Origin of the sequence: Pseudomonas sp. I3-I5 (assembly GCF_022699445.1) — a bacterium.
GTDB classification, from domain to species: domain Bacteria; phylum Pseudomonadota; class Gammaproteobacteria; order Pseudomonadales; family Pseudomonadaceae; genus Aquipseudomonas; species Aquipseudomonas fulva.
In genome coordinates this window covers 863,066-889,564 of sequence record NZ_CP093940.1, presented here as the reverse complement: position 1 = coordinate 889,564, position 26,499 = coordinate 863,066, and the positions used below count along the sequence as shown (strand labels likewise).

The 26,499-nt window shown below is 62.5% G+C and carries 21 protein-coding genes; 13 read left to right on the top strand and 8 right to left on the bottom strand.

The genetic code is table 11. The features are described 5' to 3' along the window. Nucleotides 1–76: 76 nt before the first annotated feature. The gene (locus tag MOP87_RS03950; protein WP_059183290.1) at nucleotides 77–370 is read right to left on the bottom strand and encodes an antibiotic biosynthesis monooxygenase family protein; all 294 of its coding nucleotides are present in this window, start codon (nucleotides 368–370) and stop codon (nucleotides 77–79) included. Between the two features lie 198 nt (nucleotides 371–568). On the opposite strand from MOP87_RS03950, the gene MOP87_RS03945 reads away from it, so the two are divergent. Continuing rightward, nucleotides 569–1,489, top strand: a complete 921-nt coding sequence (locus MOP87_RS03945; protein WP_027914547.1) for an AraC family transcriptional regulator — start codon at nucleotides 569–571, stop codon at nucleotides 1,487–1,489. Between the two features lie 45 nt (nucleotides 1,490–1,534). Here MOP87_RS03945 and MOP87_RS03940 read toward each other — a convergent pair whose 3' ends face one another. After that, on the bottom strand, nucleotides 1,535–2,419 hold the full coding sequence (locus MOP87_RS03940) for an MBL fold metallo-hydrolase (protein WP_197874304.1): 885 nt from the start codon (nucleotides 2,417–2,419) through the stop codon (nucleotides 1,535–1,537). A 102-nt stretch (nucleotides 2,420–2,521) separates the two neighbouring features. Here MOP87_RS03940 and MOP87_RS03935 point away from each other — a divergent pair, with 102 nt between their 5' ends. Continuing rightward, nucleotides 2,522–3,427 (top strand): LysR family transcriptional regulator, encoded by a 906-nt coding sequence (locus MOP87_RS03935; protein WP_110607310.1) that lies wholly within the window; start codon nucleotides 2,522–2,524, stop codon nucleotides 3,425–3,427. A gap of 8 nt (nucleotides 3,428–3,435) precedes the next feature. On the opposite strand, the gene MOP87_RS03930 is transcribed toward MOP87_RS03935, so the two are convergent. Next, nucleotides 3,436–4,305, bottom strand: a complete 870-nt coding sequence (locus MOP87_RS03930) for an oxaloacetate decarboxylase (RefSeq protein ID WP_027914544.1) — start codon at nucleotides 4,303–4,305, stop codon at nucleotides 3,436–3,438. Between the two features lie 418 nt (nucleotides 4,306–4,723). On the opposite strand from MOP87_RS03930, the gene MOP87_RS03925 reads away from it, so the two are divergent. Further along, entirely contained in the window at nucleotides 4,724–6,175 is a 1,452-nt protein-coding gene (locus MOP87_RS03925) for an MDR family MFS transporter (protein ID WP_027914543.1), read from the top strand. A gap of 77 nt (nucleotides 6,176–6,252) precedes the next feature. On the opposite strand, the gene ttgR is transcribed toward MOP87_RS03925, so the two are convergent. Further along, entirely contained in the window at nucleotides 6,253–6,885 is a 633-nt protein-coding gene (gene ttgR / locus MOP87_RS03920) for an efflux transport transcriptional regulator TtgR (protein WP_023534320.1), read from the bottom strand. Nucleotides 6,886–7,140: 255 nt separating this feature from the next. Between ttgR and MOP87_RS03915 the strand changes: the two genes are divergently transcribed. From MOP87_RS03915 to MOP87_RS03900, 4 genes are all read left to right on the top strand, one after another. Beyond that, the gene (locus tag MOP87_RS03915) at nucleotides 7,141–8,307 is read left to right on the top strand and encodes an efflux RND transporter periplasmic adaptor subunit (protein WP_242810147.1); all 1,167 of its coding nucleotides are present in this window, start codon (nucleotides 7,141–7,143) and stop codon (nucleotides 8,305–8,307) included. Between the two features lie 3 nt (nucleotides 8,308–8,310). After that, nucleotides 8,311–11,463, top strand: a complete 3,153-nt coding sequence (ttgB, locus tag MOP87_RS03910; RefSeq protein ID WP_027914541.1) for a multidrug efflux RND transporter permease subunit TtgB — start codon at nucleotides 8,311–8,313, stop codon at nucleotides 11,461–11,463. Further along, the gene (locus tag MOP87_RS03905; RefSeq protein ID WP_027914540.1) at nucleotides 11,460–12,914 is read left to right on the top strand and encodes an AdeC/AdeK/OprM family multidrug efflux complex outer membrane factor; all 1,455 of its coding nucleotides are present in this window, start codon (nucleotides 11,460–11,462) and stop codon (nucleotides 12,912–12,914) included. Before ttgB ends, MOP87_RS03905 begins: the two co-directional genes overlap by 4 nt. A 158-nt stretch (nucleotides 12,915–13,072) precedes the next feature. Next, nucleotides 13,073–13,594 carry an Mpo1-like protein gene (locus MOP87_RS03900; protein WP_242810146.1) on the top strand — a complete coding sequence of 174 codons (522 nt, stop codon included), beginning with the start codon at nucleotides 13,073–13,075 and terminating at the stop codon, nucleotides 13,592–13,594. 66 nt (nucleotides 13,595–13,660) lie between these two features. Here the strand turns inward: MOP87_RS03900 and MOP87_RS03895 are convergent, their stop codons facing one another. From MOP87_RS03895 to pcaR, 3 genes are all read right to left on the bottom strand, one after another. Then, nucleotides 13,661–14,950, bottom strand: a complete 1,290-nt coding sequence (locus MOP87_RS03895) for an MFS family transporter (protein WP_197874302.1) — start codon at nucleotides 14,948–14,950, stop codon at nucleotides 13,661–13,663. Nucleotides 14,951–15,087: 137 nt separating this feature from the next. Then, the gene (gene pcaF / locus MOP87_RS03890) at nucleotides 15,088–16,290 is read right to left on the bottom strand and encodes a 3-oxoadipyl-CoA thiolase (protein ID WP_027914538.1); all 1,203 of its coding nucleotides are present in this window, start codon (nucleotides 16,288–16,290) and stop codon (nucleotides 15,088–15,090) included. Nucleotides 16,291–16,474: 184 nt separating this feature from the next. Beyond that, complete coding sequence (gene pcaR / locus MOP87_RS03885) at nucleotides 16,475–17,350, bottom strand: pca regulon transcriptional regulator PcaR (RefSeq protein WP_242810145.1); 876 nt, start codon at nucleotides 17,348–17,350, stop codon at nucleotides 16,475–16,477. A gap of 456 nt (nucleotides 17,351–17,806) precedes the next feature. Here pcaR and MOP87_RS03880 point away from each other — a divergent pair, with 456 nt between their 5' ends. After that, on the top strand, nucleotides 17,807–18,007 hold the full coding sequence (locus MOP87_RS03880) for a hypothetical protein (protein ID WP_027914536.1): 201 nt from the start codon (nucleotides 17,807–17,809) through the stop codon (nucleotides 18,005–18,007). A 304-nt stretch (nucleotides 18,008–18,311) separates the two neighbouring features. Continuing rightward, on the top strand, nucleotides 18,312–19,784 hold the full coding sequence (locus tag MOP87_RS03875; protein ID WP_023534437.1) for an inorganic phosphate transporter: 1,473 nt from the start codon (nucleotides 18,312–18,314) through the stop codon (nucleotides 19,782–19,784). Nucleotides 19,785–19,850: 66 nt separating this feature from the next. Here the strand turns inward: MOP87_RS03875 and MOP87_RS03870 are convergent, their stop codons facing one another. Continuing rightward, nucleotides 19,851–21,326 carry a helicase HerA-like domain-containing protein gene (locus MOP87_RS03870; RefSeq protein WP_242810144.1) on the bottom strand — a complete coding sequence of 492 codons (1,476 nt, stop codon included), beginning with the start codon at nucleotides 21,324–21,326 and terminating at the stop codon, nucleotides 19,851–19,853. Between the two features lie 167 nt (nucleotides 21,327–21,493). On the opposite strand from MOP87_RS03870, the gene MOP87_RS03865 reads away from it, so the two are divergent. The 4 genes from MOP87_RS03865 (at nucleotide 21,494) to MOP87_RS03850 (ending at nucleotide 26,401) form a co-directional block, all read left to right on the top strand. Further along, nucleotides 21,494–23,368, top strand: coding sequence for a methyl-accepting chemotaxis protein (locus MOP87_RS03865; protein WP_027914534.1), 1,875 nt, complete (start codon nucleotides 21,494–21,496; stop codon nucleotides 23,366–23,368). A gap of 165 nt (nucleotides 23,369–23,533) precedes the next feature. Beyond that, on the top strand, nucleotides 23,534–24,655 hold the full coding sequence (locus MOP87_RS03860) for a glycosyltransferase family 1 protein (protein WP_027914533.1): 1,122 nt from the start codon (nucleotides 23,534–23,536) through the stop codon (nucleotides 24,653–24,655). Then, nucleotides 24,648–25,412 carry a polysaccharide deacetylase family protein gene (locus MOP87_RS03855; protein WP_242810143.1) on the top strand — a complete coding sequence of 255 codons (765 nt, stop codon included), beginning with the start codon at nucleotides 24,648–24,650 and terminating at the stop codon, nucleotides 25,410–25,412. The genes MOP87_RS03860 and MOP87_RS03855 overlap by 8 nt, the downstream gene beginning before the upstream one ends. After that, the gene (locus MOP87_RS03850; RefSeq protein WP_088522922.1) at nucleotides 25,409–26,401 is read left to right on the top strand and encodes a lysylphosphatidylglycerol synthase transmembrane domain-containing protein; all 993 of its coding nucleotides are present in this window, start codon (nucleotides 25,409–25,411) and stop codon (nucleotides 26,399–26,401) included. The genes MOP87_RS03855 and MOP87_RS03850 overlap by 4 nt, the downstream gene beginning before the upstream one ends. Nucleotides 26,402–26,499 lie beyond the last annotated feature (98 nt).

Here is a 26,499-nt window from a genome sequence, read left to right as displayed (position 1 = left end):
TCGTGGGTGAAACCTGGATGGTACCCACTGGCTCGATGATGCGGCAATCACTGGCCTGTGCGCTCGTAAGGCAGGCTCAACCAAACGTGTGCAGATCCAGACTGCTCACCACCTGGGACTGCACCAACTCGCCGAACACATTCAGCGTCGGCGAAGCGAAGTAGCCATTCATCGCCTGCTGGTCCTGCCAGCTACCGCTCAATAACCACAGGTCGTCATCAGCCTGCGAGCGTTGCACCGAAAAACTCAGGCAACCCGGGGTGTGCAGCGACGGCACCAACAGGTCGCGCAAGCGTGCGCCCAGTTCGGCCGAGCGCCCGCTGCTGGCGCGAATCAAGGCAAGGTGGGTGACCGGTTGTTGTAGCCTCATTGCACACTCTCCCTGAAGCAGCCATCGAATACCTGGCTTGCAAGGCTAGGGCCTGGGCGCGTTTGCGCGTTAGGCCATTACTGCACACCGATTGCCTGATTCTGCATCGCGGCAGGATCAGGCAATCGATCTGCAGTATTCGACTAGCTTCGGCGGTTGCCCAAACCTATTCTGCGTCGGTCAGCAGAGGAAAGCCCCATGTCCATCGCCCCGTCCCTTGATCCGCACCTGGAGGTCCAGCGCCAGGAGTTGGCCGACTTGATCGCTCGCCATGCAGGCGACCCTTATGGGCCGGCCTCGGCCATCGACAACCTGTTCCTGGTGCGCTACACCGAGAACATTCGCTCGGTACCTACCCTGGCGCAACCTGCGCTGTGCATTCTGGCCCAGGGCAGCAAAAGCCTGTTCCTCGGCGACGAACAGTACGCCTACGACCCGCTGCACTACATGGTGGTTTCGGTCACCTTGCCGCTGAGCGCGGTCAAGCTCGACGCCAGCCCGCAGCGCCCGAGCCTGGGGTTGCGCATGGACCTGGACCCTGCCGAGATCAGCCAGCTGATCGCCGACAGCGGTCCGATGCTGGTACCCAATCGCCCGTATGGGCGCGGCCTGTACGTGGAAAAAACTGACAGCGCGCTGCTCGATGCCTTGCTGCGCCTGCTCCGCCTGCTCGACACGCCACGCGACATCGCCATGCTGGCACCGCTGGTGCGCAGGGAGATTCTCTACCGCCTGCTGCGCGGCCCGCAGGGCTACCGGCTGTACGAAATTGCCTTGGCCAACAGCCAGACCCACCGCGTGTGCCAGGCCATCAGCTGGCTCAACGACAACTATCAGCGGCCACTGCGCATCGAGGACCTGGCCCGCGAGGTCAACCTCAGCGTTTCCACCCTGCACCATCGCTTCAAGGCGGTGACTTCGATGAGCCCGCTGCAGTACCAGAAGCAACTGCGCTTGCAAGAAGCCCGGCGGCTGATGCTCAACGATGGCCTTGAGGCCGCCGTGGCGGCCTATCGAGTGGGCTACGAGAGCCCTTCGCAATTCAGCCGTGAGTACAGCCGGCTCTACGGCGCACCGCCTATTCGTGACATGGCCCGGCTGCGGTCCAGCGCGGTGTAGCAAGACCAAGGTCACCGCAGCGCTGCATTGCGTACGCGCGCACCGTCACTGGAGGGGCCACTGCATCTCGCCCTTGGCCACCTTGGCGCTGAGCGCCAGCGCACTCTCATCGCCCAACCCCGGATAGCGTCGTTTCATGGCCTCGACCAGCGCAGCCGCATCGTTTGCTGCGCGCGCCTGCGCCTCGAAGGTGCGGATGTAATCGGCGGTAAAGCCAACGGACTGCGGTGAGTAATCACTGGCACCGACGAAGTGCCCGGGTACCACGGTTTGCGGCGCAAGCGCCTGGATGTCCGCCAAGGTTTGCAGCCAATGAGCACGCGAGGACGCCGATTGTGTGTCGGCCATCCACACATGAATGTTCTGCGAAACCACGACCCCGCCAACCACTGCCTTGATCGAAGGTATCCAGACAAAGCTGCGGTCCGGCTGCGGTCCTTCAAGGCCACGCACCTCCAGCACCTGGTCCTCGAGCAGCAGGCGGTTGCCTGTCAACACCTTGGGCAGCACCAGCCGCTCAGGTTTTTGCGCCCCCATTTCAGGCCCCCAGTACGCCAGTTTGGCCTCCATGGTGTTGCGGATGTGTTCGACCGTGGCGACCGAAGCCAACACCTCGGCGTCAGGGAACGCCTGGGTCAAGGTTGCCAGGCCGAAGTAATAATCGGGGTCACCCTGGCTGATGTAGATCGTCGTCAAGCGCTTGCCACTCGCACGGATACGCTGCACCAGTTGCCGGGCGTGATCAGTGCCAAATTGTGCATCGATCAACACGGCGTCACGCTGGCCGCTCACGATCACCGAGCTGACCGCAAACGGCGCATCGGCGCCAGGGTTGTACACGTCCAATTGCAAGGGAGCGGCGGCCAGCAGTGGGGCGGCACAGGCCAGGCATCCGAGCACCAGGCCACGCAAGGGAGAAAGGAGTGTCATCGCAGGCATCCGTCAGAGTGGAAATGCCTGCAGCTTAAGGGGCGACACCCTGCAGAAAAATGCCATGCTTGCACATGGTTTGTTTCTGAAATCGGGCAAATGATGGATCGTTTAACAGCTATGCGCGTTTTCGTCACGGTAGTGGACCTTGGCAGTCAGTCGGCGGCGGCCGAGCACCTGCAGCTCTCGCGCCCCGTGGTCTCTCGGTACCTGGCACAGCTCGAAGCGTGGGTGGGCGCGCGGCTGATGCAGCGCACCACGCGCCGGCTCAGCCTGACTGCCGCGGGCCAGGACCTCCTGCCGCGCTGCAGGCAATTGCTGGAGTTGGCCAGCGAACTGCAAGGAGCCGTACAACAGCAAGACCAGACACCACGGGGGACATTGCGTATCAGCGTCAGTACGTCATTTGGACAGGCGCAGCTGGCCGATGCCGTGGCCGCCTATGTGCGTCAGTACCCATTGGTAAAAGTCGACCTGCAGATGCTCGATCGCACCGTGAACCTGGTGGACGAACGCATCGACCTGGCCATCCGCAACAGCAACGACCTGGACCCTAGCCTGGTTGCCCGCCGCCTGAGCGTATGCCGCTCGGTGATCTGCGCCGCGCCCGCCTACCTGGCCGAGCACGGCACACCCGAGCGGGTCGAGGACCTGTCACACCACAATTGCCTGACGCACAGCTATTACGGCAATGGGGTGTGGCAGTTCGAGGTCAACGGCCAGCAGGTTGCGGTGCCGGTTCAGGGCAACATCAGCGCCAACGAGTCCCTGACATTGCAAAAGGCGGTAGCAGCAGGCGCCGGCATCGCCCTGCTCCCCACCTATCAGGCGGCTGCCGCCCTGCGCAGCGCAGAACTGGTGCGCCTGCTTCCCGAGGCCAGGCCGCAGACCCTGGACCTGACGGCGGTCTATACCTCACGCAAGCACATGCCCGCGACCTTGCGCACCCTGCTGGACTTTCTCGTCCAGCGCTTCGAGGAGGAGCCGACCTGGGACCGGGACCTGTAAGCGCCTGCTTACTCCTCGACGCTCATGTATTCCTTGGCCCAGCGGATGTAGTCCTCGGGCTGGGTGTAGGTATGCGAAAGCTCGGTGGCGCTCAAGTTATCGGACTTGTGCTGCTGGCCACGCTGCTGGCGCAGGCAGTCGTACGTCGCCTTGATGGCGGCGAAGTAAGCCGCGTGACCGTCGACGGCGATGCGCACGCCCAGGCTTGCCAGACGCGCGTCATCATGCAGGTTGGGGTTGCCGTAGGTCACCAGCATCAAGGGTACGGTCAGGTGGCTGGCGATCTGTTCGAGCTGGTCGAAGTCCTTTACCCCTACCATGCAGATGCCGTCGGCACCCGCTTTCTGGTAGCTCTGAGTCCGCACGATCACTTCTTCGGTGCTGAGCACGCCGGCGTTGGTACGGGCGATGATCGACAGGGACGAATCGACGCGCGCCTCGAGCGCCGCGCGGATCTTGCCCACGCCTTCTTCTACCGATATGAGATCGGTGGACTTGCGCCCGAACTGAGCCGGCAACAGCGTATCCTCGATCGTCAACGCCGCCACGCCGGCACGCTCCAGCTCCGTGACAGTGCGCATCACGTTCAACGCATTGCCGTATCCGTGGTCGGCGTCTGCCAGCACCGGCAACTGGGCCACGCGACCAATTCGCGTGGCTTGCTCGACGAATTCGCTCAGTGTGATCAGGGCAAAATCCGGCGCAGCCAGTACCTGCAGCGATGCCACCGAACCTCCGAGGATGCCGACCTCAAAACCCAGGTCCGCGGCAATGCGCGCAGACATGGGGTCGAACACCGAGGCGGTGTGGTAGCACGAACCTGAAGCGAGCAGCTCGCGGAAGGCAATACGCAGATCTTGGTGGGAAGCCTTGGGCATGATCACTCCGCAATTGTAGAAATTTCTGAACGGTAACTACCGGCCTCTGTATCGGGCGTACCTGCACAATTCATGGACCACTCAAGTCGCGGTCATGCTCCACATGCAGGCAGAGGAATAAAGGTGTAGGAGCCAGGGGAATCCGATTAACCCCCGAGAGGTCGCACCAAGCTAGTGCAAACAGGGGCTTAGCGCGGGATTGGCATACCAAAGATATCACGGGGCCAGCCTCTGCTGGATGAATGCGTTGATGCCGATCATGCATAGGCGATGCTCAGAGTACATAGGAAGCTACGTAACTCAGGTTACACTGCCATGCTTTCACTGCCCCTGTGCAGGCGTGCCCTGGTCTTGATCGCGCGTAGCTGTAGCCTGCGGGATCGTTCGGATGAAGCCCACTCAAACCAAAGGAACTGCCGTGCCCCCTGCCCTGCCTGCGATTGCCCTGCGCCAGATCCTGACCGCCTTGATGCTGGCCATCTTTCTCGGCGCACTGGATCAAACCATCGTGGCAGTGTCATTGCCTGCGATCTCCGCGCAGTTCAATGATGTCGGTCTGCTGGCCTGGGTCATTTCCGGCTATATGGTTGCCATGACAGTGGCCGTCCCGATCTACGGCAAGCTGGGCGATCTCTATGGGCGGCGTCGCATGATCCTGACCGGAATCGGCGTGTTCACTGTCGCCTCGATCGGCTGTGCGCTGGCTCAGGACATGCCGCAACTGGTGCTGGCCAGAGTGCTGCAAGGCATCGGCGCAGGCGGCATGGTATCGGTGAGCCAGGCGATCATCGGCGACTTCGTGCCCCCGCGCGAACGAGGCCGTTATCAAGGCTATTTCAGCAGCATGTATGCCCTGGCCAGCGTGGCGGGGCCGGTACTGGGCGGCTGGCTGACCGAGTACCTGTCCTGGCGCTGGGTGTTCTGGATCAACGTGCCGCTTGGCATCGCCGCGCTCTGGGCTATCCACCGCGCCCTGGCCGGTCTGCCCGTGCAGCATCGGCCCGCACAAGTGGATTATCCGGGCGCGCTGCTGCTGATCGTGGGCTTGGGCAGCCTGCTGCTCGGGATCACCCTGGTCGGCCAGGGGCAGGCCTGGACGGCGCCCGCCGTGCTAGGCCTGTTCACCTGCGCCGTGATCGCCATGATCCTGTTCATCCTCCAGGAGCGCCGCTGCGTCGAGCCACTTCTGCCGTTGACGCTATTCGGCAATCGCGCCGCGGTGCTGTGCTGGGGCGTGATTTTCTTCGCCAGCTTCCAGGCCATTTCCCTGACCATGCTGATGCCCTTGCGCTACCAGGGCCTCACCGGTGCCGGTGCCGACAGCGCCGCCTTGCATCTGCTGCCGTTGGCCATGGGGCTACCCATCGGTGCTTTTACCGCAGGACGTCTGACAACGCGGCTTGGCCGCTACAAGCCGCAGATCCTTACTGGCGCCCTGCTGATGCCGGTGTCTATCTTCGCCTTGGCGATCACGCCGCCGCAGGCCGGGCTGGCCAGTGCACTGTTCATGCTGCTGACAGGGATCGCGTGCGGGATGCAGTTCCCAACGTCACTGGTAGGCACGCAGAATGCCGTGCAGGCCCAGGACATGGGGGTCGCCACCAGCACCACCAACCTGTTTCGGTCCCTCGGTGGCGCCATGGGCGTGGCCTGCATGTCGAGCCTGCTGCTGGCCTTGCTGCACCAAGGCGGGTTCGCGTTGCTGGACAATCCGTTGCTGGGTACCTTCAAGGCCAACCAGGTGAGCCCTGAACTGCAGGCACACTTGGCGATCACTTTCCGGCATCTGTTGATGGCCAGTGCAGGGGTCGGCGTCATTGCACTGGTGGTGGCGGTGCTGCTGCCGGATCGGCCACTGCGCGGGCATTGAGGTGGCCCGCAGGGAAGCTCAGGTGCTGATCACTGGCACGTCCCTGGGGAATAGCCCTCACAAACCTTCACAAAGTCTCATTTGCGCATCGCCGGGCTCAAGCGCAGCATATCCAACCCGGCGTCGACCCATTTCTCGGCGTTGCCCAGCAGGTCCACGCTGTCGGGCAGCAACAGCCAGCGCCTGATCAACCCATCAACGTAAGAAAACATGGCCACCGCTGCCCGCTCCACATCCAGCTCCACCGGGAGTTGGCCACGGCGCACTGCATTGGCCAAGGCCAGGGTAATGCCTGTGTGGCAGTCCACTACTGCCACCTGGCGCTGCTGGCGGATTTCGCACATGTCATCGGTGAACTCGCACTTGTGATGCAGAATCTCATTGATACGGCGTGTCCTGGCGTCGCGCACCAGGTCGTTGAACACTTGCAGCAGCAATTTGCGCATGCAGTCGAGCGGGTCGAGTTCGTCCTCGCTTTCGCTGGCGCGCGCAAGATGGTCATGGGTTTCATGCAAGCTGTCGAGCAGTGCCTGCACCAGTTCGGCCTTGTTATTGAAGTGCCAGTAGATTGCACCTCGCGTGACGCCCGCCTGTTCGGCGATGTCCGCAAGGGTGGTTCGCGCAACCCCGCGCTTGTAGAAAGCCCTTTCTGCCGCCTGGATGATCTGGGCGCGAGTTTCCTGGGCTTCCTCTTTGGTTCGACGGACCATGGCAGTACAACCTCATCTGGCCCGAACGCGGCGACGCGTGCGGGAAGGCTCCGGGGCGCCTCTAGGGGCACCTGGCGGATCAAGCTAATCAAGGGCTGTGGCGGTAGCCATGGACAACCCGGCGGTATTTACAAACAACCATGAATGTAAGTATATTCCTTAGCAAGCTATTTATCCACCGGATAGCCATTTATCCAGATCAAGACATTCCATTACTCTTGAGCGTCTCCCTGCTCCTGCGATCCGAGGATTCTCATGCAATTCAAGCCAGCCGTTACCGCCCTGGTTTCAGCCGTAGCCCTCGCAACCCTGCTCAGTGGCTGCAATAAAGAAGACCAAGCCGCGCAGCAGCAACAGCAGCAGCAGGCGCCTCAAGTCGGCGTAGTGACCCTACAGCCGCAGGCCTTCACCTTGACCACCGAGCTGCCAGGCCGCACCAATGCCTACCGGATCGCCGAAGTTCGTCCACAGGTAAACGGGATCATCCTCAAGCGCCTGTTCAAGGAAGGCAGCGAGGTCAAGCAGGGCCAACAGCTGTATCAGATCGACCCGGCCGTCTACGAAGCCAACCTGAGCAAGGCCCAGGCAGACCTGCAGGCTACCCGCTCTCTGGCTGATCGCTACAAGCAGCTGATCGAGGAACAGGCGGTTTCCCGGCAGGAATACGACGACGCCAATGCCAAGCGCCTGCAAGCCGAGGCCTCGCTCAAGAGTGCGCAGATCGACCTGCGCTACACCAAGGTCCTGGCCCCCATCAGCGGCCGCATCGGTCGTTCGGCGGTAACCGAAGGCGCGCTGGTCAACAGCGGCCAGACCAGTGCCATGGCCACCATCCAGCAACTGGACCCGATCTACGTCGACGTGACCCAGTCCACTGCCGAGCTGCTCAAGCTGCGGCGCGAGCTGGAAAGCGGCCAACTGCAGCGCGCTGGCGACAACGCAGCGTCGGTCCAACTGGTGCTCGAAGACGGCACCCTGTACAAGCAGGAAGGGCGCCTGGAGTTCTCCGAAGTGGCCGTGGACGAAACCACCGGCTCGGTCACCCTGCGTGCCATCTTCCCCAACCCTGACCACACCCTGTTGCCTGGCATGTTCGTGCATGCACGGCTCAAGGCGGGCGTGAACGCCAATGCCATCCTGGCACCGCAGCAGGGCGTGACGCGCGACCTCAAGGGCGCCCCTACCGCGCTGGTGGTGAACAAGGACAACAAGGTCGAACTGCGCCAGCTCAAGGCCAGCCGTACCGTGGGCAGCGACTGGCTGATCGAGGAAGGCCTGAACCCAGGCGACCGCCTGATCACCGAAGGCTTGCAGTACGTGCGTCCAGGTGCCGAGGTCAAGGTCAGCGAAGCCACCAACGTCAAGAAGCCGGACAGCCCCAATCAGGGCAACGCAGCGAAAGCAGACGCCAAAGCGGAGTAAACCATGTCGAAGTTCTTTATTGATCGCCCGATCTTCGCCTGGGTGATCGCCTTGGTGATCATGCTGGTCGGCGCCTTGTCGATCCTGAAGTTGCCGATCAACCAGTACCCCAGCATCGCCCCACCGGCCATCGCCATTGCCGTGACCTACCCGGGCGCTTCGGCGCAAACCGTGCAGGATACGGTGGTGCAGGTGATCGAACAGCAGCTCAACGGTATCGACAACCTGCGTTATGTGTCGTCGGAAAGTAACTCCGACGGCAGCATGACCATTACTGCCACCTTCGAGCAGGGTACCAACCCCGACACCGCCCAGGTGCAGGTGCAGAACAAGCTCAACCTGGCCACCCCCTTGCTGCCGCAGGAAGTGCAGCAACAAGGTATCCGCGTCACCAAGGCCGTGAAGAACTTCCTGATGGTGATCGGTCTGGTGTCCGAAGACGGCAGCATGACCAAGGACGACCTGGCCAACTACATCGTCTCCAACATGCAGGACCCGATCTCGCGTACGGCCGGTGTGGGTGACTTCCAGGTGTTCGGCGCCCAGTACGCCATGCGCATCTGGCTCGATCCGGCCAAATTGAACAAGTTCCAGCTGACCCCGGTGGACGTCAAGACCGCCGTGGCTGCCCAGAACGTTCAGGTCTCCTCCGGCCAGCTCGGCGGCCTGCCAGCCGTGCCTGGGACGCAGCTCAACGCCACCATCATCGGCAAGACCCGCCTGCAGACTGCCGAGCAGTTCGAGAAGATCCTGCTCAAGGTCAACAACGATGGCTCCCAAGTACGCCTGGGCGATGTGGCCCAGGTCAGCCTTGGCGGCGAGAACTACGCCGTCAGCGCCCAGTTCAACGGCAAGCCCGCCTCGGGCCTGGCCGTCAAGCTGGCCACGGGCGCCAACGCACTGGATACGGCCAAGGCCCTGCGCCAGACCATCGCCGACCTGGAGCCGTTCTTCCCGCCAGGGGTCAAGGCGGTATTCCCGTATGACACCACGCCGGTGGTCACCGAATCGATCAGCGGGGTCATCCATACCCTGATCGAAGCCGTCGTGCTGGTGTTCCTGGTGATGTACCTGTTCCTGCAGAACTTCCGCGCCACCATCATCACCACCATGACCGTACCGGTGGTTTTGCTGGGCACCTTCGGCATCCTTGCCGCCGCAGGCTTCAGCATCAACACCCTGACCATGTTCGCCATGGTGCTGGCCATCGGCCTGCTGGTGGACGATGCCATCGTGGTGGTGGAAAACGTCGAGCGGGTGATGTCCGAAGAAGGGCTACCGCCCAAGGAGGCGACCAAGCGCTCCATGGAGCAGATCCAGGGCGCGCTGGTGGGTATCGCCCTGGTATTGTCGGCCGTACTGCTGCCCATGGCGTTCTTCGGGGGCTCCACTGGTGTGATCTACCGCCAGTTCTCCATCACCATCGTCTCGGCCATGGGCCTGTCGGTGCTGGTGGCGCTGGTCTTCACCCCGGCGCTGTGCGCCACCATGCTCAAGCCTTTGAAAAAGGGCCAGCACCATGAGGCCAAGGGTGGGTTCTTCGGCTGGTTCAACCGCAGCTTCGATCGCAGCGTCAACGGCTACGAGCGCAGCGTGGGGACCATCCTGCGCAACAAGATTCCGTTCCTGTTGGGCTATGCCCTGATCGTGGCCGGCATGATTTTCCTGTTCACCCGCATTCCAACCGCGTTCCTGCCCGAGGAAGACCAGGGTGTACTGTTTGCCCAGGTGCAGACGCCGGCCGGCTCCAGTGCCGAGCGTACCCAGGCAGTGGTCGACCAGATGCGCGAATACCTGCTCAAGGACGAAGCCGACACGGTGTCCTCGGTGTTCACCGTCAACGGCTTCAACTTCGCAGGCCGCGGCCAGAGCTCGGGCATGGCGTTCATCATGCTCAAGCCCTGGGGTGAGCGTACGGCGGAAAACAGCGTGTTCGGCCTTGCCCAGCGGGCGCAGCAGCACTTCTTCAGCTTCCGCGACGCCATGGTCTTCGCGTTCGCACCACCAGCGGTGCTCGAGCTGGGTAACGCCACAGGCTTCGACGTGTTCCTGCAGGACCGCGGCGGTGTCGGCCATGCCAAGCTGATGGAGGCCCGCAACCAGTTCCTGGCCAAGGCTTCGCAAAGCAAGATCCTCAGCGGTGTACGCCCCAATGGCCTGAACGACGAACCGCAGTACCAGCTGACCATCGATGACGAGCGTGCCAGCGCCCTGGGCGTGACCATCTCGGACATCAACAACACCCTGTCGATTGCCTTCGGTGCCAGCTACGTCAACGACTTCATCGACCGCGGCCGGGTCAAGAAGGTCTACATCCAGGGCGAAGCCAATGCCCGGATGAGCCCGGAAGACCTGCAGAAGTGGTATGTGCGCAACGCCGATGGCGAAATGGTGCCGTTCTCTTCGTTCGCCAAAGGTGAATGGACCTACGGCTCGCCCAAGCTCTCGCGCTACAACGGCGTAGAAGCCATGGAAATCCTCGGTGCGCCTGCCCCTGGCTACAGTACCGGTGAGGCCATGGCCGAGGTCGAGCGCATCGCCGGCGAACTGCCAAGCGGCGTAGGTTTCTCCTGGACGGGCATGTCCTACGAGGAGAAGCTGTCTGGTTCGCAAATGCCGGCCCTGTTCGCCCTGTCGCTGCTGTTCGTGTTCCTGTGCCTGGCAGCGCTGTACGAAAGCTGGTCGATTCCGATCGCCGTGGTGCTGGTGGTGCCACTGGGCATCATCGGTGCGTTGATCGCTACCAGCCTGCGCGGGCTGTCCAATGACGTGTACTTCCTGGTCGGCCTCTTGACCACCATCGGCCTGGCGGCCAAGAACGCCATTCTGATCGTCGAGTTCGCCAAGGAATTGCACGAGCAGGGCCGCAGCCTGTACGACGCGGCGATCGAGGCGTGCCGCATGCGTTTGCGCCCGATCATCATGACCTCGCTGGCCTTCATCCTCGGCGTGGTACCGTTGACCATCGCCAGCGGCGCTGGCGCCGGCAGCCAGCACGCCATTGGTACCGGCGTGATCGGCGGCATGATCAGTGCGACCGTGCTGGCCATCTTCTGGGTACCGTTGTTCTTCGTCGCAGTGTCGTCGCTGTTCGGCAGCAAAGAGCCGAAAAAAGATGACACCCCTGAAACTCCACGTTATGAGGCTGGGCAATGACCAAGTCTTTGTTGTCCCTGGCAGTCACCGCTTTCATCCTCGGCGGCTGCTCGCTGATCCCCGACTACCAGACCCCGGAAGCACCGGTGGCTGAGCAGTGGCCGCAAGGCCCGGCCTACTCGCCCACCCAGTCGGCGGACGTCGCTGCCGCCGAACAGGGCTGGCGGCAGTTCTTCAACGACCCGGCGCTGCAGCAACTGATCCAGACCGCGCTGGTCAACAACCGGGACCTGCGCGTCGCGGCGCTGAACATCGACGCCTACCGCGCCCAGTACCGCATCCAGCGTGCGGACCTGTTCCCGGCGGTGTCGGCCAACGGCAGTGGCAGCCGTCAACGCATCCCGGCGAACATGTCGCAGACTGGCCAGTCGGGCATCACCAGCCAGTATTCGGCAACCCTGGGCGTCAGTGCCTATGAACTCGACCTGTTCGGCCGCGTGCGCAGCCTTTCGGAACAGGCGCTGGAGACCTACCTGTCCAGCGAGCAGGCGCGTCGCTCCACCCAGATCAGCCTGGTGGCGAGCGTGGCGAACGCCTATTACACCTGGCAGGCCGACCAGGCGCTGTTCAAGCTGACCGAGGAAACCCTGAAGAACTATCAGGAAAGCTACAACCTCACCCGGCGCAGCAACGAGGTGGGCGTGGCGTCGGCGCTGGACCTGAGCCAGGCCCGCACGGCTGTCGAAGGCGCCCGGGTCAAGTACTCGCAGTACCAGCGCCTGGTCGCCCAGGACGTGAACAGCCTGACTGTCCTGCTGGGGACCGGCATCCCCACCAACCTGCCTGAACCGCTGCGCCTGGACGCCGATCAACTGGCCGAAGTACCGGCAGGCCTGCCGTCGGACCTATTGCAGCGCCGCCCTGACATCCAGGAGGCCGAGCACCTGCTCAAGGCGGCCAACGCCAACATCGGCGCTGCCCGCGCGGCCTTCTTCCCCAGCATCAGCCTGACGGCCAATGCGGGCACCTTGAGCACCGACATGGGCGGGCTGTTCAAGGGTGGGTCGGGCACCTGGCTGTTCCAGCCGCAGATCAACCTGCCGATCTTCACCGCCGGCAGCCTGAAAGCGAGCCTTGACTACGCCAAGATCCAGAAGGACATCAACGTCGCCCGCTACGAGAAGTCCATCCAGACTGCGTTCCAGGAAGTATCCGATGGGCTGGCCGCGCGCAAGACCTTCGAGGAGCAGTTGCAAGCCCAGCGGGACCTGGTGCAAGCCAACCAGGACTACTACCGCCTGGCCGAGCGTCGGTACCGTATCGGCATCGACAGCAACCTGACGTTCCTCGACGCCCAGCGCAACCTGTTCAGTGCGCAGCAGGCGCTGATCGGTGACCGCCTTTCGCAGCTGACCAGCGAAGTCAACCTGTACAAGGCACTCGGTGGCGGCTGGTACGAGCGCACCGGGCAGGCCAACCAGCAGGCCTCGGTACAGACGCCCCGCGGCTGATACCCGCCCGCTTGCTCACCACCCGCCAGGCCTCGACAGACGCGGTGGGTGATGAGCAAGGCGCGGCCCTGGCATTCGCCAGGCTGATGATGATGGTGACCACAGCTATCCTGAGCTATATCGGGCACACCCCGGCAAGCCCACCAGGAGGCAGCACCATGAGCACCCTCGCCGAGCACCTGATCCGCTACGCGGGCTATCACCGCGACCCACGCAACATCGTCACTCATTTCGTCGGCATACCTCTGATTGTCCTGTCCGTGGCCATTCTGTTGTCTCGGCCAGGCGGGTCGCTGGGCGGCATTTGGCTGTCTCCTGCCCTGCTTGTCTCGGCGGCGGCCACCTGGTTCTACCTGCGCCTGGAGCTTCGCTTCGGCCTGGTGATGGGCGTCCTGTTGAGCCTGTGCCTGTGGTTAGGTCACCTGCTGGCGGTGCAGACCACGGCGCTGTGGCTGTCGGTGGGCGTGGGTGCGTTCGTGGTGGGCTGGATCATCCAGTTCGTCGGTCATCATTACGAGGGGCGCAAGCCAGCGTTCGTCGATGACATCAGCGGCTTGATCATCGGGCCGCTGTTCGTGGTGGCCGAAGCGGCCTTCATGATGGGCCTGTGCCCTGCCCTCAAGCGTCAGATCGAGCGCGCCGCCGGCCCGGTGGCGGTGCGTAAGGCCGTGCGGCAGTGACAACCTCGACAGGCCGTCCCGATACCGCGGACGGCCCGCCGCGCTTCACGCTCTGTGTCGAGCTCGTCAATGATCGTGGTGCAGGTACTTGGCTTGTTTTGGCAAGCGCAGGCTGAACAGGAAAGCGATGGCCATCATGGCGGTCACGTACCAGTAGAACGTGTTTTCCATGCCCAAGGTCTTGAGCCCCAGGGCCACGTACTCCGCCGACCCGCCAAACACGGCGTTGGCCACCGCGTAGGCAAGCCCCACGCCCAAGGCCCGCACCTGGGGCGGGAACATTTCGGCTTTCACCAGACCACTGATGGAGGTGTAGAAGCTGACGATGCACAACGCCAGGCTCACCAGCACGAACGCCATGAAGGGGCTGCTGACCGTCTTGAGCGCCATGAGCAATGGCACCGTGAACACCGTGCCCAGCGCGCCGAACAACAGCATGGAGTTACGCCGGCCGATGCGGTCGGACAGCATGCCGAAGAACGGCTGCATCACCATGAACAGGAACAGCGCCCCGGTCATTGCGTAGCTGGCGTGCTTGGCGGTCATGCCAGCCGTGTTGACCAGGTACTTCTGCATGTAGGTGGTAAAGGTGTAGAAGATCAGCGAGCCGCCAGCGGTGTAGCCCAGCACCGTGATGAAGGCCGCCAGGTGATTGCCGAACAAACTGCGGATACTGCCGGCGTCCTTGTCCTGGCGCGTTTCTGCGCTGCTGGTTTCGTGCAGGGAGCGGCGCAGCATCAAGGAGATGACGGCAGCGATCGCACCGACCACGAAGGGAATTCGCCAGCCCCAGGCGCGCAGCTCGTCTTCGGTCAGCAACTGCTGCAGGATCACCACCACCAATACTGCCAGCAACTGGCCGCCAATCAGGGTCACGTACTGGAACGATGCAAAGAAGCCCCGCTGGCCACGCAGCGCCACTTCGCTCATGTAGGTCGCCGTGGTGCCGTATTCACCCCCCACCGACAGGCCCTGAATCAAGCGCGCCAGCAGCAGCAATGCCGGCGCCCATGTGCCAATACTGGCGTAAGTGGGCAGGCAGGCGATGGCCAAGGACCCGAAGCACATCATCAGTACCGAGATCATCAGCGAGTTCTTGCGACCGTGGCGGTCGGCCAGACGGCCGAAGATCCAGCCGCCGATAGGCCGCATCAGAAAGCCTGCGGCAAACACGCCGGCGGTATTGAGCAGTTGCACGGTCGGGTCATCTGAGGGAAAGAACGCCGGAGCAAAATAAATGGCGCAGAAGGCGTAGACATAGAAGTCGAACCATTCCACCAGGTTGCCTGAAGAGGCGCCGACGATGGCGAAGATGCGTTTGCTACGCTCCTCGCCAGTGTAGTGAGGGGTGGTCATGTCAGTCGTGCTCCTGGAGGAATACAAGGTAAGTCTAGACATACCTGGTTACACAGTCGTTCCGCGTGGTGTGCAATCAAGTGCAGCGAGGCGCTGCCGGCTGCCCTCATCTCTGAGGCACCCGGGCGCAGGCTCCCTCAAAGCCGTTCAATGGCCAGCGCCAGCCCTTGACCGACACCTACGCACATCGTGGCCAAGCCTTTGCGCCCTCCTGTGCGCTCAAGGTGGTGCAGCGCCGTCAGTACCAGGCGCGCACCACTCATGCCCAGCGGGTGGCCCAGTGCGATGGCACCGCCGTTGGGGTTGACCTGGGGCGCATCGTCCGCCACCCCTAGCCCGCGAAGAACGGCCAGCCCCTGGCTGGCGAAGGCCTCGTTGAGTTCAATGACATCGAATGCGCTGATGTCGATGCCCAGTCGCTCGATCAGCTTGCGTACCGCAGGCACCGGCCCGATGCCCATGACCCGCGGGGCCACCCCCGCACTGGCCATGCCCAGTACCTTGGCGCGAGCGGTCAGGCCATGGGTGTGCACGGCCTCGGCAGACGCCAGGATCATCGCTGCCGCGCCATCGTTGACCCCCGATGCATTGCCCGCCGTCACCGTTTTGCCCACGCCATTGACGGGGTTGAGCCTGGCCAAGGCCTCAAGGGTGGTATCGGGTCGCACGTGCTCATCGTGCTCTACCCAGGTCTCACCCTTCTTGTGCGCGACGCACACCGGCACGATTTCCTCGGCGAAAAACCCGGCAGCTTGCGCCGCTGCGGCCTTGTGCTGACTGCGCAAGGCAAACGCATCCTGGTCGGCGCGGGAGATGCCATGGTCGTCAGCTACGTTGTCCGCCGTCTGCGGCATGGCATCCACGCCGTATTGCGCTTTCATGAGCGGGTTGACGAAACGCCAGCCGATGGTGGTGTCTTCCAGTTGCATGGTGCGTGAATAAGCGCTTTGCGCTTTGCCCATGACAAACGGCGCTCGCGACATCGACTCCACGCCGCCCGCGATGGCCAGCTCCATTTCGCCACAGGCGATGGCGCGGAACGCCGCGCCGACGGCCTCCATGCCCGAAGCGCACAAGCGGTTGAGGGTGACACCCGGCACGCATTCAGGCAGCCCGGCCAGCAGCAACGCCATGCGTGCCACGTTACGGTTGTCTTCGCCCGCCTGATTGGCACAACCGAAAAACACCTCGTCCAGGTGCGCCCAGTGCACACCCGGGTTGCGCGCGATCAATGCCTTGAGCGGTACCGCCGCCAGGTCGTCAGCCCGGATGCTGGCAAGGGCGCCACCAAACCGGCCAATGGGCGTGCGAACGGCATCACAAATATAGACCTCGCGCATCTTGCGTCTCCTGCAGTGACCATGGGCGCCGGCGATACAGGCACAATCGGGTCACTGCAACCTGTCCGCCGGGTGGGCATCAGGTTAGGGACAAAGGCGGGGCCGTCACAATTAGCTCAAGGCTGAACTGGGCGATTATCGAACGCTTTGTCAGCAGGCTGTAATGATCCTAAAGCCTTCGCGCTTATCCAAACAGCTGATGGCTAAGCTCTTGGCTGGCTTCCAGCAGTACGGGAAGAAACCGCTGCTCCAGTTCACTGCGCGGTACACGCCCGACGTGGGTACTGACGTTCAGCGCCGCCAGTACCTGGCCTGAGGCGTCGTAGACGGGCACGGCCACCGAGCGCAGGCCTTGTTCGAGTTCCTGGTCGACCACGCACCATCCCTGGCTACGCACTTGCTCGATGCAGGCGAACAGCGACGGGGCGTCGTGCAGGGTACGGCTGGTGCGGGCCTGGAGGTCGGCACGATCGAAGTATTCGCGCAAGCTGGTGTCGTCCATGGCCGCCAGGAGGATGCGGCCCATGGACGTGCAATACGCCGGGAGCCGTCCACCGACCGACAGGTCTACCGAGATCAGGCGCTCTACCGTCGCCGAGCGGGCGATGTACAGAATGTCGTCCCCTTCGAGGGTCGCCATGTTGGCCGCCTCGTGCAACTGGTCGCTGATACGGTCCAGGTAAGGCTGCGCGGAAATGGCCAGGGGTGTCGATGACAGGTACGCATGGCCGAGCGTCAGCACTTTGGGCAGCAAGGAGTAGGTACGCCCGTCGGTGGTCGCGTAGCCCAGCTTCATCAGCGTATGCAGGCATCGGCGCACTGCCGCCCGAGGTATTTCGGTGCGATGGCTGATTTGCGCGATGGTCAGGTGCCGCTTGCGTTCCTGAAATGCCTGTATGACGGCAAGCCCACGCGCCAGGGAGGTCATGAAGTCAGGATCGCCGGTGAACGCCTGAATGCGTTTGGCCGGCGATGCCACGATTGGCGGGGCCAGGGCGGGTGCCGGACTGCGTGCTGCTTCGGGCAGAGCACTGTCACGGGCTGTTTTATCGTCATTCATCGCACACCTCAACAAAATCGCCGACTTGTGCGATTATCGAACAACCGGCCGATAATCGCAATTGACCGGCGACACGTTTGCTTATACCTTTCCAGTGCCACTTGTGGCTTCTTTGGAGAGACTGGTCAGGTACCCACCGTAGAAGTCCCAGGCAACGGCCCTGCCAATTGGTGGGGCCGTTTTGTTTTTGCGGTGTGCATCACGTGCGATATCGAACTTTCACACGTTGTGGTTTTCTTAATATCGACATGTCTTTGATTGCCCGTCGGGCCAATCCCATCACACTGGCCTTATTCGAGTGTTGATATACTCCGGTCGTCTAGTTGGACGACGCGTCGATCCAGGTCCCGCCGGCAAGTGTCGATCCAGGTCCCGCCGGCAAGTTAAGTGTCGATATCGTCTAACGGTTTACGCCGACAGGGCGGTCCTCTTTCCAATTCAATTCAGGTACTGCATGTGACAAAAGAAGAACTGCGCGCAGAACTCGAGCGCCAGGCTGAGCGTTTCAAGGATGTGTATGGCGGCGAAGTGACCACCTATGCGGCACAGCCGGAACCGGAACGCAAACCCTGGCGCAAACGCGCCAACATGCGCGACCAGGCGTTCAGCCAGGAGCTGGAACGCATGGAGAAGGAATTGCGCAGCGCTAACCCCTAGCCCTTTGCCCAATCGTCAAAGCGCTAGGGGTGCCCAGAGCGCGTAATTGCTCTGGCGCAATGGTTGTAATGGAATTTCACAAATTTCATACGAGCGTTTAAAACTATTAACCGCCTCACCTTCCGCGCATTTTGCTGACTTTTCGCTGACGTTGAACACATTTGGCTTCGATAATGTTGACCGACCTGCAATGGCAGACGGCAATTTCTGACCTGGGCGACATGATCAGCGGCTGCCGCGGGTGCATCGATTGCCAACGTTTTCTGGCATAATCCGGCCCCCCTACGACCGCCAGACAACCTTCATGATCGATTTATTCAGCGGACTGGATGCCTGGGTATTGGTGAGCTTGCTGCTCGCCTTGACCTTCGTGCTCGCCTTCGAGTTCATCAATGGCTTTCATGACACCGCCAACGCGGTAGCCACCGTCATCTACACCAAAGCCATGCCACCACACCTGGCCGTGTTCTTCTCCGGCGTGTTCAACTTCCTTGGCGTTCTGCTGGGTGGGGTCGGGGTGGCTTATGCCATCGTGCACCTGCTTCCGGTAGAGCTGCTGATCAATGTGAACACCGGGCACGGCCTGGCCATGGTCTTCTCGCTGCTGGCCGCAGCCATTACCTGGAACCTGGGCACCTGGTACTTCGGTATTCCTGCGTCCAGTTCGCATACCCTGATCGGCTCGATCCTGGGCGTGGGCCTGGCCAACGCGCTCATCAACGACATTCCGCTGGGTGACGGCGTCAATTGGCAGAAAGCCATCGATATCGCCATGTCTCTGGTGGTTTCGCCGATCGCCGGGTTTGCCGTGGCCGCGCTGGTCCTGCTTGGCCTGAAATGGTGGCGCCCGCTGTCGAAGATGCACAAGACGCCTGAGCAACGCCGCAAACTGGACGACAAGAAGCACCCGCCTTTCTGGAATCGTCTGGTGCTGGTGATTTCGGCCATGGGCGTGAGCTTCGTGCACGGCTCCAATGACGGTCAGAAAGGCATTGGCCTAATCATGCTGGTATTGATCGGCATCGTACCGGCCAAGTTCGTGCTCGACCTGAACAGCACCACCTACCAGATTGAACGCACCCGTGATGCCACGTTGCACATGAGCCAGTTCTACGAGCGCAACGCTGCCACGCTGGGCGAATTCCTGGCGCTGGGCAAGGCCAAGGCCAGTGACCTGCCTGAACAGTTCAGCTGCAATCCCCAGCAGACCGAGCCGACCATCGCCGCGCTGCAGTCCTCGCTGCAGGGCGTGACCGACTACCGGGCCCTGGACGCGGACAAGCGTGTAGAAGTACGCCGTTACCTGCTGTGCCTGGACGACACCGCGAAAAAGGTTGGCAAGTTGCCGGGCCTGGATGCGCGTGAAAAGTCCGACCTGGAAAAGCTGCGCAAGGACCTGACCGCCACCACTGAGTACGCTCCGTTCTGGGTGATCGTGGCCGTTGCCCTGGCCCTGGGCCTGGGCACCATGGTTGGCTGGCGCCGCGTGGTGTTGACCGTTGGCGAGAAGATTGGCAAACAGGGCATGACCTATGCCCAGGGCATGTCGGCGCAGATCACCGCGGCCTGCGCCATTGGCATGGCCAACGTGTTCGCGCTGCCGGTTTCAACCACGCATGTGCTGTCTTCCGGCGTTGCCGGCACCATGGTCGCCAACAAAAGCGGCCTGCAGGGCGGTACGGTGAAGACCATCCTGATGGCGTGGGTGCTGACCCTGCCCGCCTCGATGGGGCTTGCCGCCGGCCTGTTCTGGTTGGCGTCCAAGGCAATCGGCTGACCTCAGCCCATAGAAAAAGGCGCCGTCGGGCGCCTTTTTTATGGGCGATGGTTTCACACCGCGCAGCTACTTCTTTTTCCCGCCCAGCAACGAGCCCATCAGCCCGCGCACCAGCTGCCGCCCCAGTTGATTGGCAGCCTGACGCATCGCCGACTTGATCGCCTGCCCGGCCGCGCCTTGCAGAAATTCGCTCGCCTTTTCAGCGAAACTGCTGTCATCAGCCTTGGGTTGCGGCGCGGGCTCCACCGCTTCGCCCTTGCGTTGGTTGAGCCTTTCGTAAGCCGACTCCCGGTCTATGGGTTCGTCATAACGGCCAACCAAGGGGGATCGCGCAATCAGTGCACTGCGCTCGGCCTCACTCAACGGGCCGATGCGCGATTGCGGCGGGGCGACCAGCACCCGCTGCACACTGGCAGGTGTTCCCTTGTCCTCAAGCGTGCCGACCAAGGCCTCGCCAATACCCAACTCGGTCAGCGAGGACAACGCATCGAATGAAGGGTTGGGGCGAAAGCCCTCGGCTACGGCGCGTAGCGCCTTCTGCTCCTTGGCCGTATACGCCCGCAAGCCATGCTGGATTCGCAGGCCCAACTGGGCAAGGACTGCATCGGGCAGGTCGGCTGGGGACTGGGTGACGAAATACACCCCGACCCCTTTTGAGCGAATCAGCCGCACCACCTGCTCCAGGCGGTCTTGCAAGGCCTTGGGCGTGTCCTTGAACAGCAGGTGCGCTTCATCGAAGAACAGCGCCAGCACCGGTTTTTCGGCATCACCACGCTCGGGCAGTTGCTCGAACAGTTCGGCCAGCAGCCACAGTAGAAACGTGGCGTAGACCTTGGGTGCCTCATGCACCAGGCGGCTGGCATCGAGCAAATGGATGCGCCCTCGCCCATCCGGGTCGGGCCGCAGAATGTCTTCGAGCTGCAATGCCGGCTCACCAAACAACGCTTCTGCCCCCTGCTGCTCCAGGGTGGCCAGCCGGCGCAGCAACGCCTGCACGGACGCGCCGGTAACCAGCGCACTGTCTTCGCCCAGCACCTGCGGGTTGTCCTTCAGGTGGCCAAGCAGCGCTTTGAGGTCCTTGAGGTCCAGCAACAGCAAGCCTTCGCGATCGGCCACCTTGAAACTGGCATACAGCGCCGCCTGTTGGCTATCGGTGAGCTCAAGCAAGTTGCCTAACAGCAAAGGCCCCATTTCGCTGATCGTGGTACGCAACGGATGCCCCGACTGGCCCGCGATGTCCCACACGCTGACCGGGTAGGCCTGTGGCTGGTGGTGCAACCAAGGCATCCCTGCGATGCGCTCGGCCACCTTGCCCTCAGGCGCGCCTTTGGCGCCTAGCCCACACAGGTCGCCCTTGACGTCGGCCGCGAACACCGCCACGCCGGCATCACTGAAAGCCTCGGCCAAGTGTTGCAGGGTCACGGTCTTGCCGGTACCGGTGGCCCCCGCCACCAACCCGTGCCGGTTGGCAAGCCGCATCGCTTGCCCTACGGGCTGGCCATCAGGGCTTGATCCTACAACGATAAATGAAGATTCCGACATCTCTTTAATCCTCTGCTCAAGCTTTGTCTTACTTCGGCCGATACCTCTGGGTGATATTCGCCTTACTCAGAGAGAACAACCGAAAAAGGACTTTTCGGGATGTTGCACTGGCTGGGCCCTACAGCTGCGAACGCCTGATACAAAACCTTAGCGGACCCGATGATTTCATGAACAAAAGCCTTCGTTTCAGCCACAAGATTCTGCTGGCAGCATCACTGATCGTGATCCTCGCATTCAGCCTGTTCACCCTCTACAACGACTACCTGCAGCGTAATGCGATTCGCGAGGACCTTCAGGACTACCTGACTGAGATGGGCGCCTCTACGTCGACCAACATCCGCAGTTTGTTCGAGGGACGTATCAAACTGGTCGAGAACCTGGCGCAGAATATCGCCCAGCAACCGGCCAATGCTGAAACCCTGATGGGCCAGCAGGCGCTGATATCGAGTTTCCTTACCGTTTACCTGGGCAGGGTCGATGGCAGCTTCAGCGTGCGCCCGGATGCAAAGATGCCTGACGGGTACGATCCCCGCACACGCCCCTGGTACAAGGATGGCATGAGTGCCAGCGGCACCCTGCTGACCGAACCCTACATCGACATGACCACCAACAAGATGGTGATCGGCATCCTCGACAAGGTGGCCGATTCGGTGGGAGTGGTCGGTGGTGACCTGGCACTGGACGGCCTGGCGCAAATCATCAACTCGCTGAACTTCGGCGGCATGGGGTATGCCTTCCTGGTAAACGACCAAGGCAAGATCCTGGTCCACCCGGATCAAGGCCTGGTGATGAAATCATTGTCAGACCTGTTCCCCGAGCGCACACCGAAGCTCACCCCTGAGCTGACCGAAGTGCAAAGTGACGGCCATGCCCGCCTGCTGACGTTCACACCGGTGACCGGCTTGCCTTCGGCCAACTGGTACATCGGCCTGTCGGTGGACAAGGACAAGGCCTTCGCGATGCTCAGCACGTTCCGCACCTCCGCCGTGATCGCCACCGTGGTGGCCGTGGTGATCATCATCGCCCTGCTGGGGCTGCTGATCCGTGTGCTGATGCAGCCGCTGCACACCATGACACGGGCCATGGAGGACATCGCCGAGGGCGAAGGCGACCTCACCAAGCGCCTGCGCATCCACCATCACGACGAGTTCGGCATCCTGGGCAACGCCTTCAACCGCTTCGTCGAGCGTATCCACGGCTCGATCCGTGAAGTGTCCTCGGCCACCGAGCAGGTGAACGAAGTCGCGTTGCGTGTGATCAGTGCGTCCAATTCGTCGATGACCAATTCCGACGAACAATCCAACCGCACCAACAGCGTGGCGGCCGCCATCAACGAGCTGGGCGCTGCCGCCCAGGAGATCGCCGGCAATGCGGCGCAGGCTTCTCAGCATGCAAGTTCTGCACGGCGTCTGGCTGAAGAAGGCCAGCAAGTGGTCGATCGCAACATCGCCGCCATGAACCGGCTTTCCGACTTGATCGTGACGTCCAGCGCCCACATCGAGACGCTCAACAGTAAAACCGTCAACATCGGCCAGATTCTCGAAGTGATCACCAGCATTTCCCAGCAGACCAACCTGCTGGCGCTCAACGCCGCCATCGAGGCCGCGCGTGCCGGTGAAGCGGGTCGTGGTTTCGCAGTGGTGGCCGACGAAGTGCGTAACCTGGCCCATCGCACCCAGGAATCCGCGCAGCAGGTCCAGGGCATGATCGAGGAGCTGCAAGTGGGCGCCCGCGAGTCGGTCGATACCATGGACCAGAGCCAGCGCCATAGCCTGGACAGTGTGCAGATCGCCAACCAGGCCGGTGAGCGGCTGGACAGTGTCACCGTGCGCATTGGCGAAATCGATGGCATGAACCAGTCCGTGGCCACGGCCACCGAGGAGCAGACGGCCGTGGTCGAAGCCATCAATATGGATATCAACGAAATCAACATGCTCAATCAGGAAGGCGTCGAAAACCTGCAGGCGACGCTGCGTGCCTGTTCCGATTTGGAACAGCAGGCCAGCCGTCTGAAACACCTGGTCGGCACCTTCCGTATCTGAAGCCGGCACCGACCCGCCGAGCGCCTTTGCCTGGCGCTCGGCTGCCGGGCGATCAACCGCACAAGCTGATCGAACAAACTATCCTTCTGAAAGGTCAACTTCATGGCATGTCAACGCCGGTTTCGTTACCGCGCGATGACAGACCCGAAAGACGATCCCGGAGGGATGCAGATCGTGCACATTGCCGACATCACCATGTTCTACGCCCCGGCCAGCGGCGGCGTACGCACTTACCTTGATGCCAAACACCACCGCCTGGATGCCCTACAAGGTGTCCGTCACAGCCTGTTGATCCCCGGCGCCAGCGCTCGGCATGAAGGCGGTGTCTATCATGTGCCTGCACTACCCCTGCCCTTTGGCAAAGGCTACCGCTTTCCGGTACGCCTGGCGCCATGGTGCAACACGCTGCGCACGCTAAAGCCAGACCTGATCGAGGTCGGCGACCCGTACCTGACCGCCTGGGCGGCGCTTGAAGCGCGCCGTCAGCTGGACGTACCGGTCATTGGTTTCTATCACTCCGACCTGCCGCTGTTGGTGAGCAACCGCATGGGTAATTGGTTCACGCCCAACGTCGAGGCCTATGTCAGCAAGTTGTATGGCAATTTCGACCGCGTGCTCGCACCGAGCAAGGTCATGGCAGACAAGCTCCGCCGCCTGGGGGTACGTGATGTTCACGTGCAGCCGCTGGGCGTGGACCTGGAAACCTTCAACCCCGCACGCCGCGATCCACAGGTGCGGGCCGAACTGGGCATCGCCGACACCTGCCGGCTGCTGATCTATGCAGGCCGAGGCTCTCGGGAGAAGAACCTGCCCGTGCTGCTCGACTGCATGCGGCAGCTGGGGCGCGGGTATCACCTGCTGCTGGTGGGGTCCAACATGCCCGCCAATGTGCCCGACAACGTCAGCGTGATCGGCCAGTTCTGCCCACCTGACCAGGTGGCTCGCCTGATGGCCAGCGCCGACCTGTTGGTGCATGCCGGCGACCAGGAAACCTTCGGCCTGGTCATCCTCGAAGCCATGGCCAGTGGCACGCCCGTGGTTGCAGTGCGTGCCGGCGCCTTCGGCGAAATCGTCAACGACCAGTGCGGGCGCTTGTGCCAACCCAATGATGCCCGGGCAATGGCCCTGGCGGTGCGCGAGGCGTTCGAAGCCGGGGCGCGCAAGCTCGGTGCACAGGCCAGGCGACATGTAGAGCAGCATTACTCATGGGACAACGTGGTCAATGGCCTGCTTGAGCATTACCAGGCTGTACTTGGCCATCAACAGCAGGTGCGGGCACATGCTTGAGTCCGGTACCCGTTCCCGTAGCGTGATGCTGGTGCTGCATGATGTGGCCCCAGAGACGTGGCCAGATTACGAGCCGTTCGTGCAGGCGGTCGATGCATTGGGTAACGTGCCCATGACCTGGCTGGTGGTGCCCGACTTTCATCGGCGCAACCTGCTGACTCAGTCTCCCGGCTTCTGCCAGTTGCTCGATCGCCGTCTGGCCGCGGGTGACGAGCTGGCCCTGCACGGTTACGCCCATGCCGATGAGGGCCCCACGCCGCGTACGCCCGTGGACTACTTCATGCGGCGGATCTATACCCATGAAGGCGAGTTCTACGCGCTGGACGAACACCAGGCCATCGCCCGGCTACAAGACGGCCTGGCGTTGTTCGACCGTCAAGGCTGGCCTGTAGCAGGCTTCGTGGCCCCCGCGTGGTTGATGAGCCAGGGCACGCGGCAAGCGCTGCGCCAACTGCCGCTCAAATACACCAGCACCCCGCAGCACCTCTATCGCCTGCCGGACTTTACCGCCATCAATGCACCCGGTTTGGTCTGGAGCGCGCGCAGCGCCTGGCGCCGTGGTGTGTCGCGGGTGCTCAGCGACTGGCAATGTCGACGCTGGCAAGGTGCTAACACCCTGCGCCTGGGGCTGCACCCGGTGGACATGCGCCATCAATACTCACGGGACTACTGGCTGCGCACCCTTGAAAAACTGATCGAAGACGGGCGCGAACCCTTGACCAAGTCAGCCTGGCTGGAGCGGCAGGTGGCAGCATGAACCGCTGGCTGCTGCTGGGCTTGGCGCTGCTGGGCGCAGCGTTGGTGCCGGCACTGTTGGGCGGCAGCGAACTGCTGCCCAAGCTGAGCCGCTTCGACCCGCAGCTGTTGATGACGCTGGTGGGCATGATTCTGCTGTGCTGGGTGATCAACGCCTGCCGGATGCGCCTGCTGCTAGGCGATCAGGCAGTGCGCGTGTCGCGGGTGCGCACCTTGGGTGTGGTCATGGCCACCGAATTCGCCATCTGTACCACTCCAGGTGGTGGCGGCGGTCCCCTGACCCTGATGGCCTTGCTGGCCCGCGAGGGCATCAGCGCAGCCCGCAGCGGCGCGGTGTTCGCGATGGATCAGCTCAATGACTTGGTGTTTTTCTTCTGCGCCATGCTGGCGATCGCCGGCTATGCGTTGTTTCACAGCCTGGGGCGCAGCCAGGAAAGCATGTTGCTGGGCAGTGCGGCACTGCTGTGCGCGGCGCTGGCAGGCGTGGTGGCGTTGCTGCGCTACCGGCGCAAGGTGATGCGGCTGAATGGCAGGCTGCTGCAGCGCCTGGGTACCAGCGCACCGCGCAAACGGCGCTGGGCCCGTAAGCTGCTTCGTTTCGTGCAGGCACTGGCGCAAACCTGGCAGCTACCCAAGCGCACCCTGTTTCTGGTGTTCAGCCTGACGTGCGTCCACTGGGGGCTGCGCTTTAGCGTGCTGTACCTAGTGGTCAAGGGCCTGGGCGTGGAGCTGGCCTGGATCCCCAGTTTCCTGGTCCAGATGCTCTCGCTCAGCGCCGGTCAGTTCAGCATGATGCCTGGCGGCGCAGGCGCTGCCGAGCTGACCTCGGCCAGCCTGCTGACACCCATGGTGGGCAGCTCGACGGCGGCAGCGGCGATCCTGATCTGGCGCGCAATCACTTACTACCTGTATCTGCTCGCCGGAGGGCCTGTGTTCGTGTGCCTGCTGGCACGTCCGCTGCTGGAGCGCTGGCGGCGTCAGGTGGGTTGAGCGCTTGCCAAAGCGCAGCGGCACCGGGGAAGTCGGTGCCGTCGGTGTCCTGCAACGCGTCTGGATCGTAGCGGGCCAGGCAACCCTGGCCCACTACA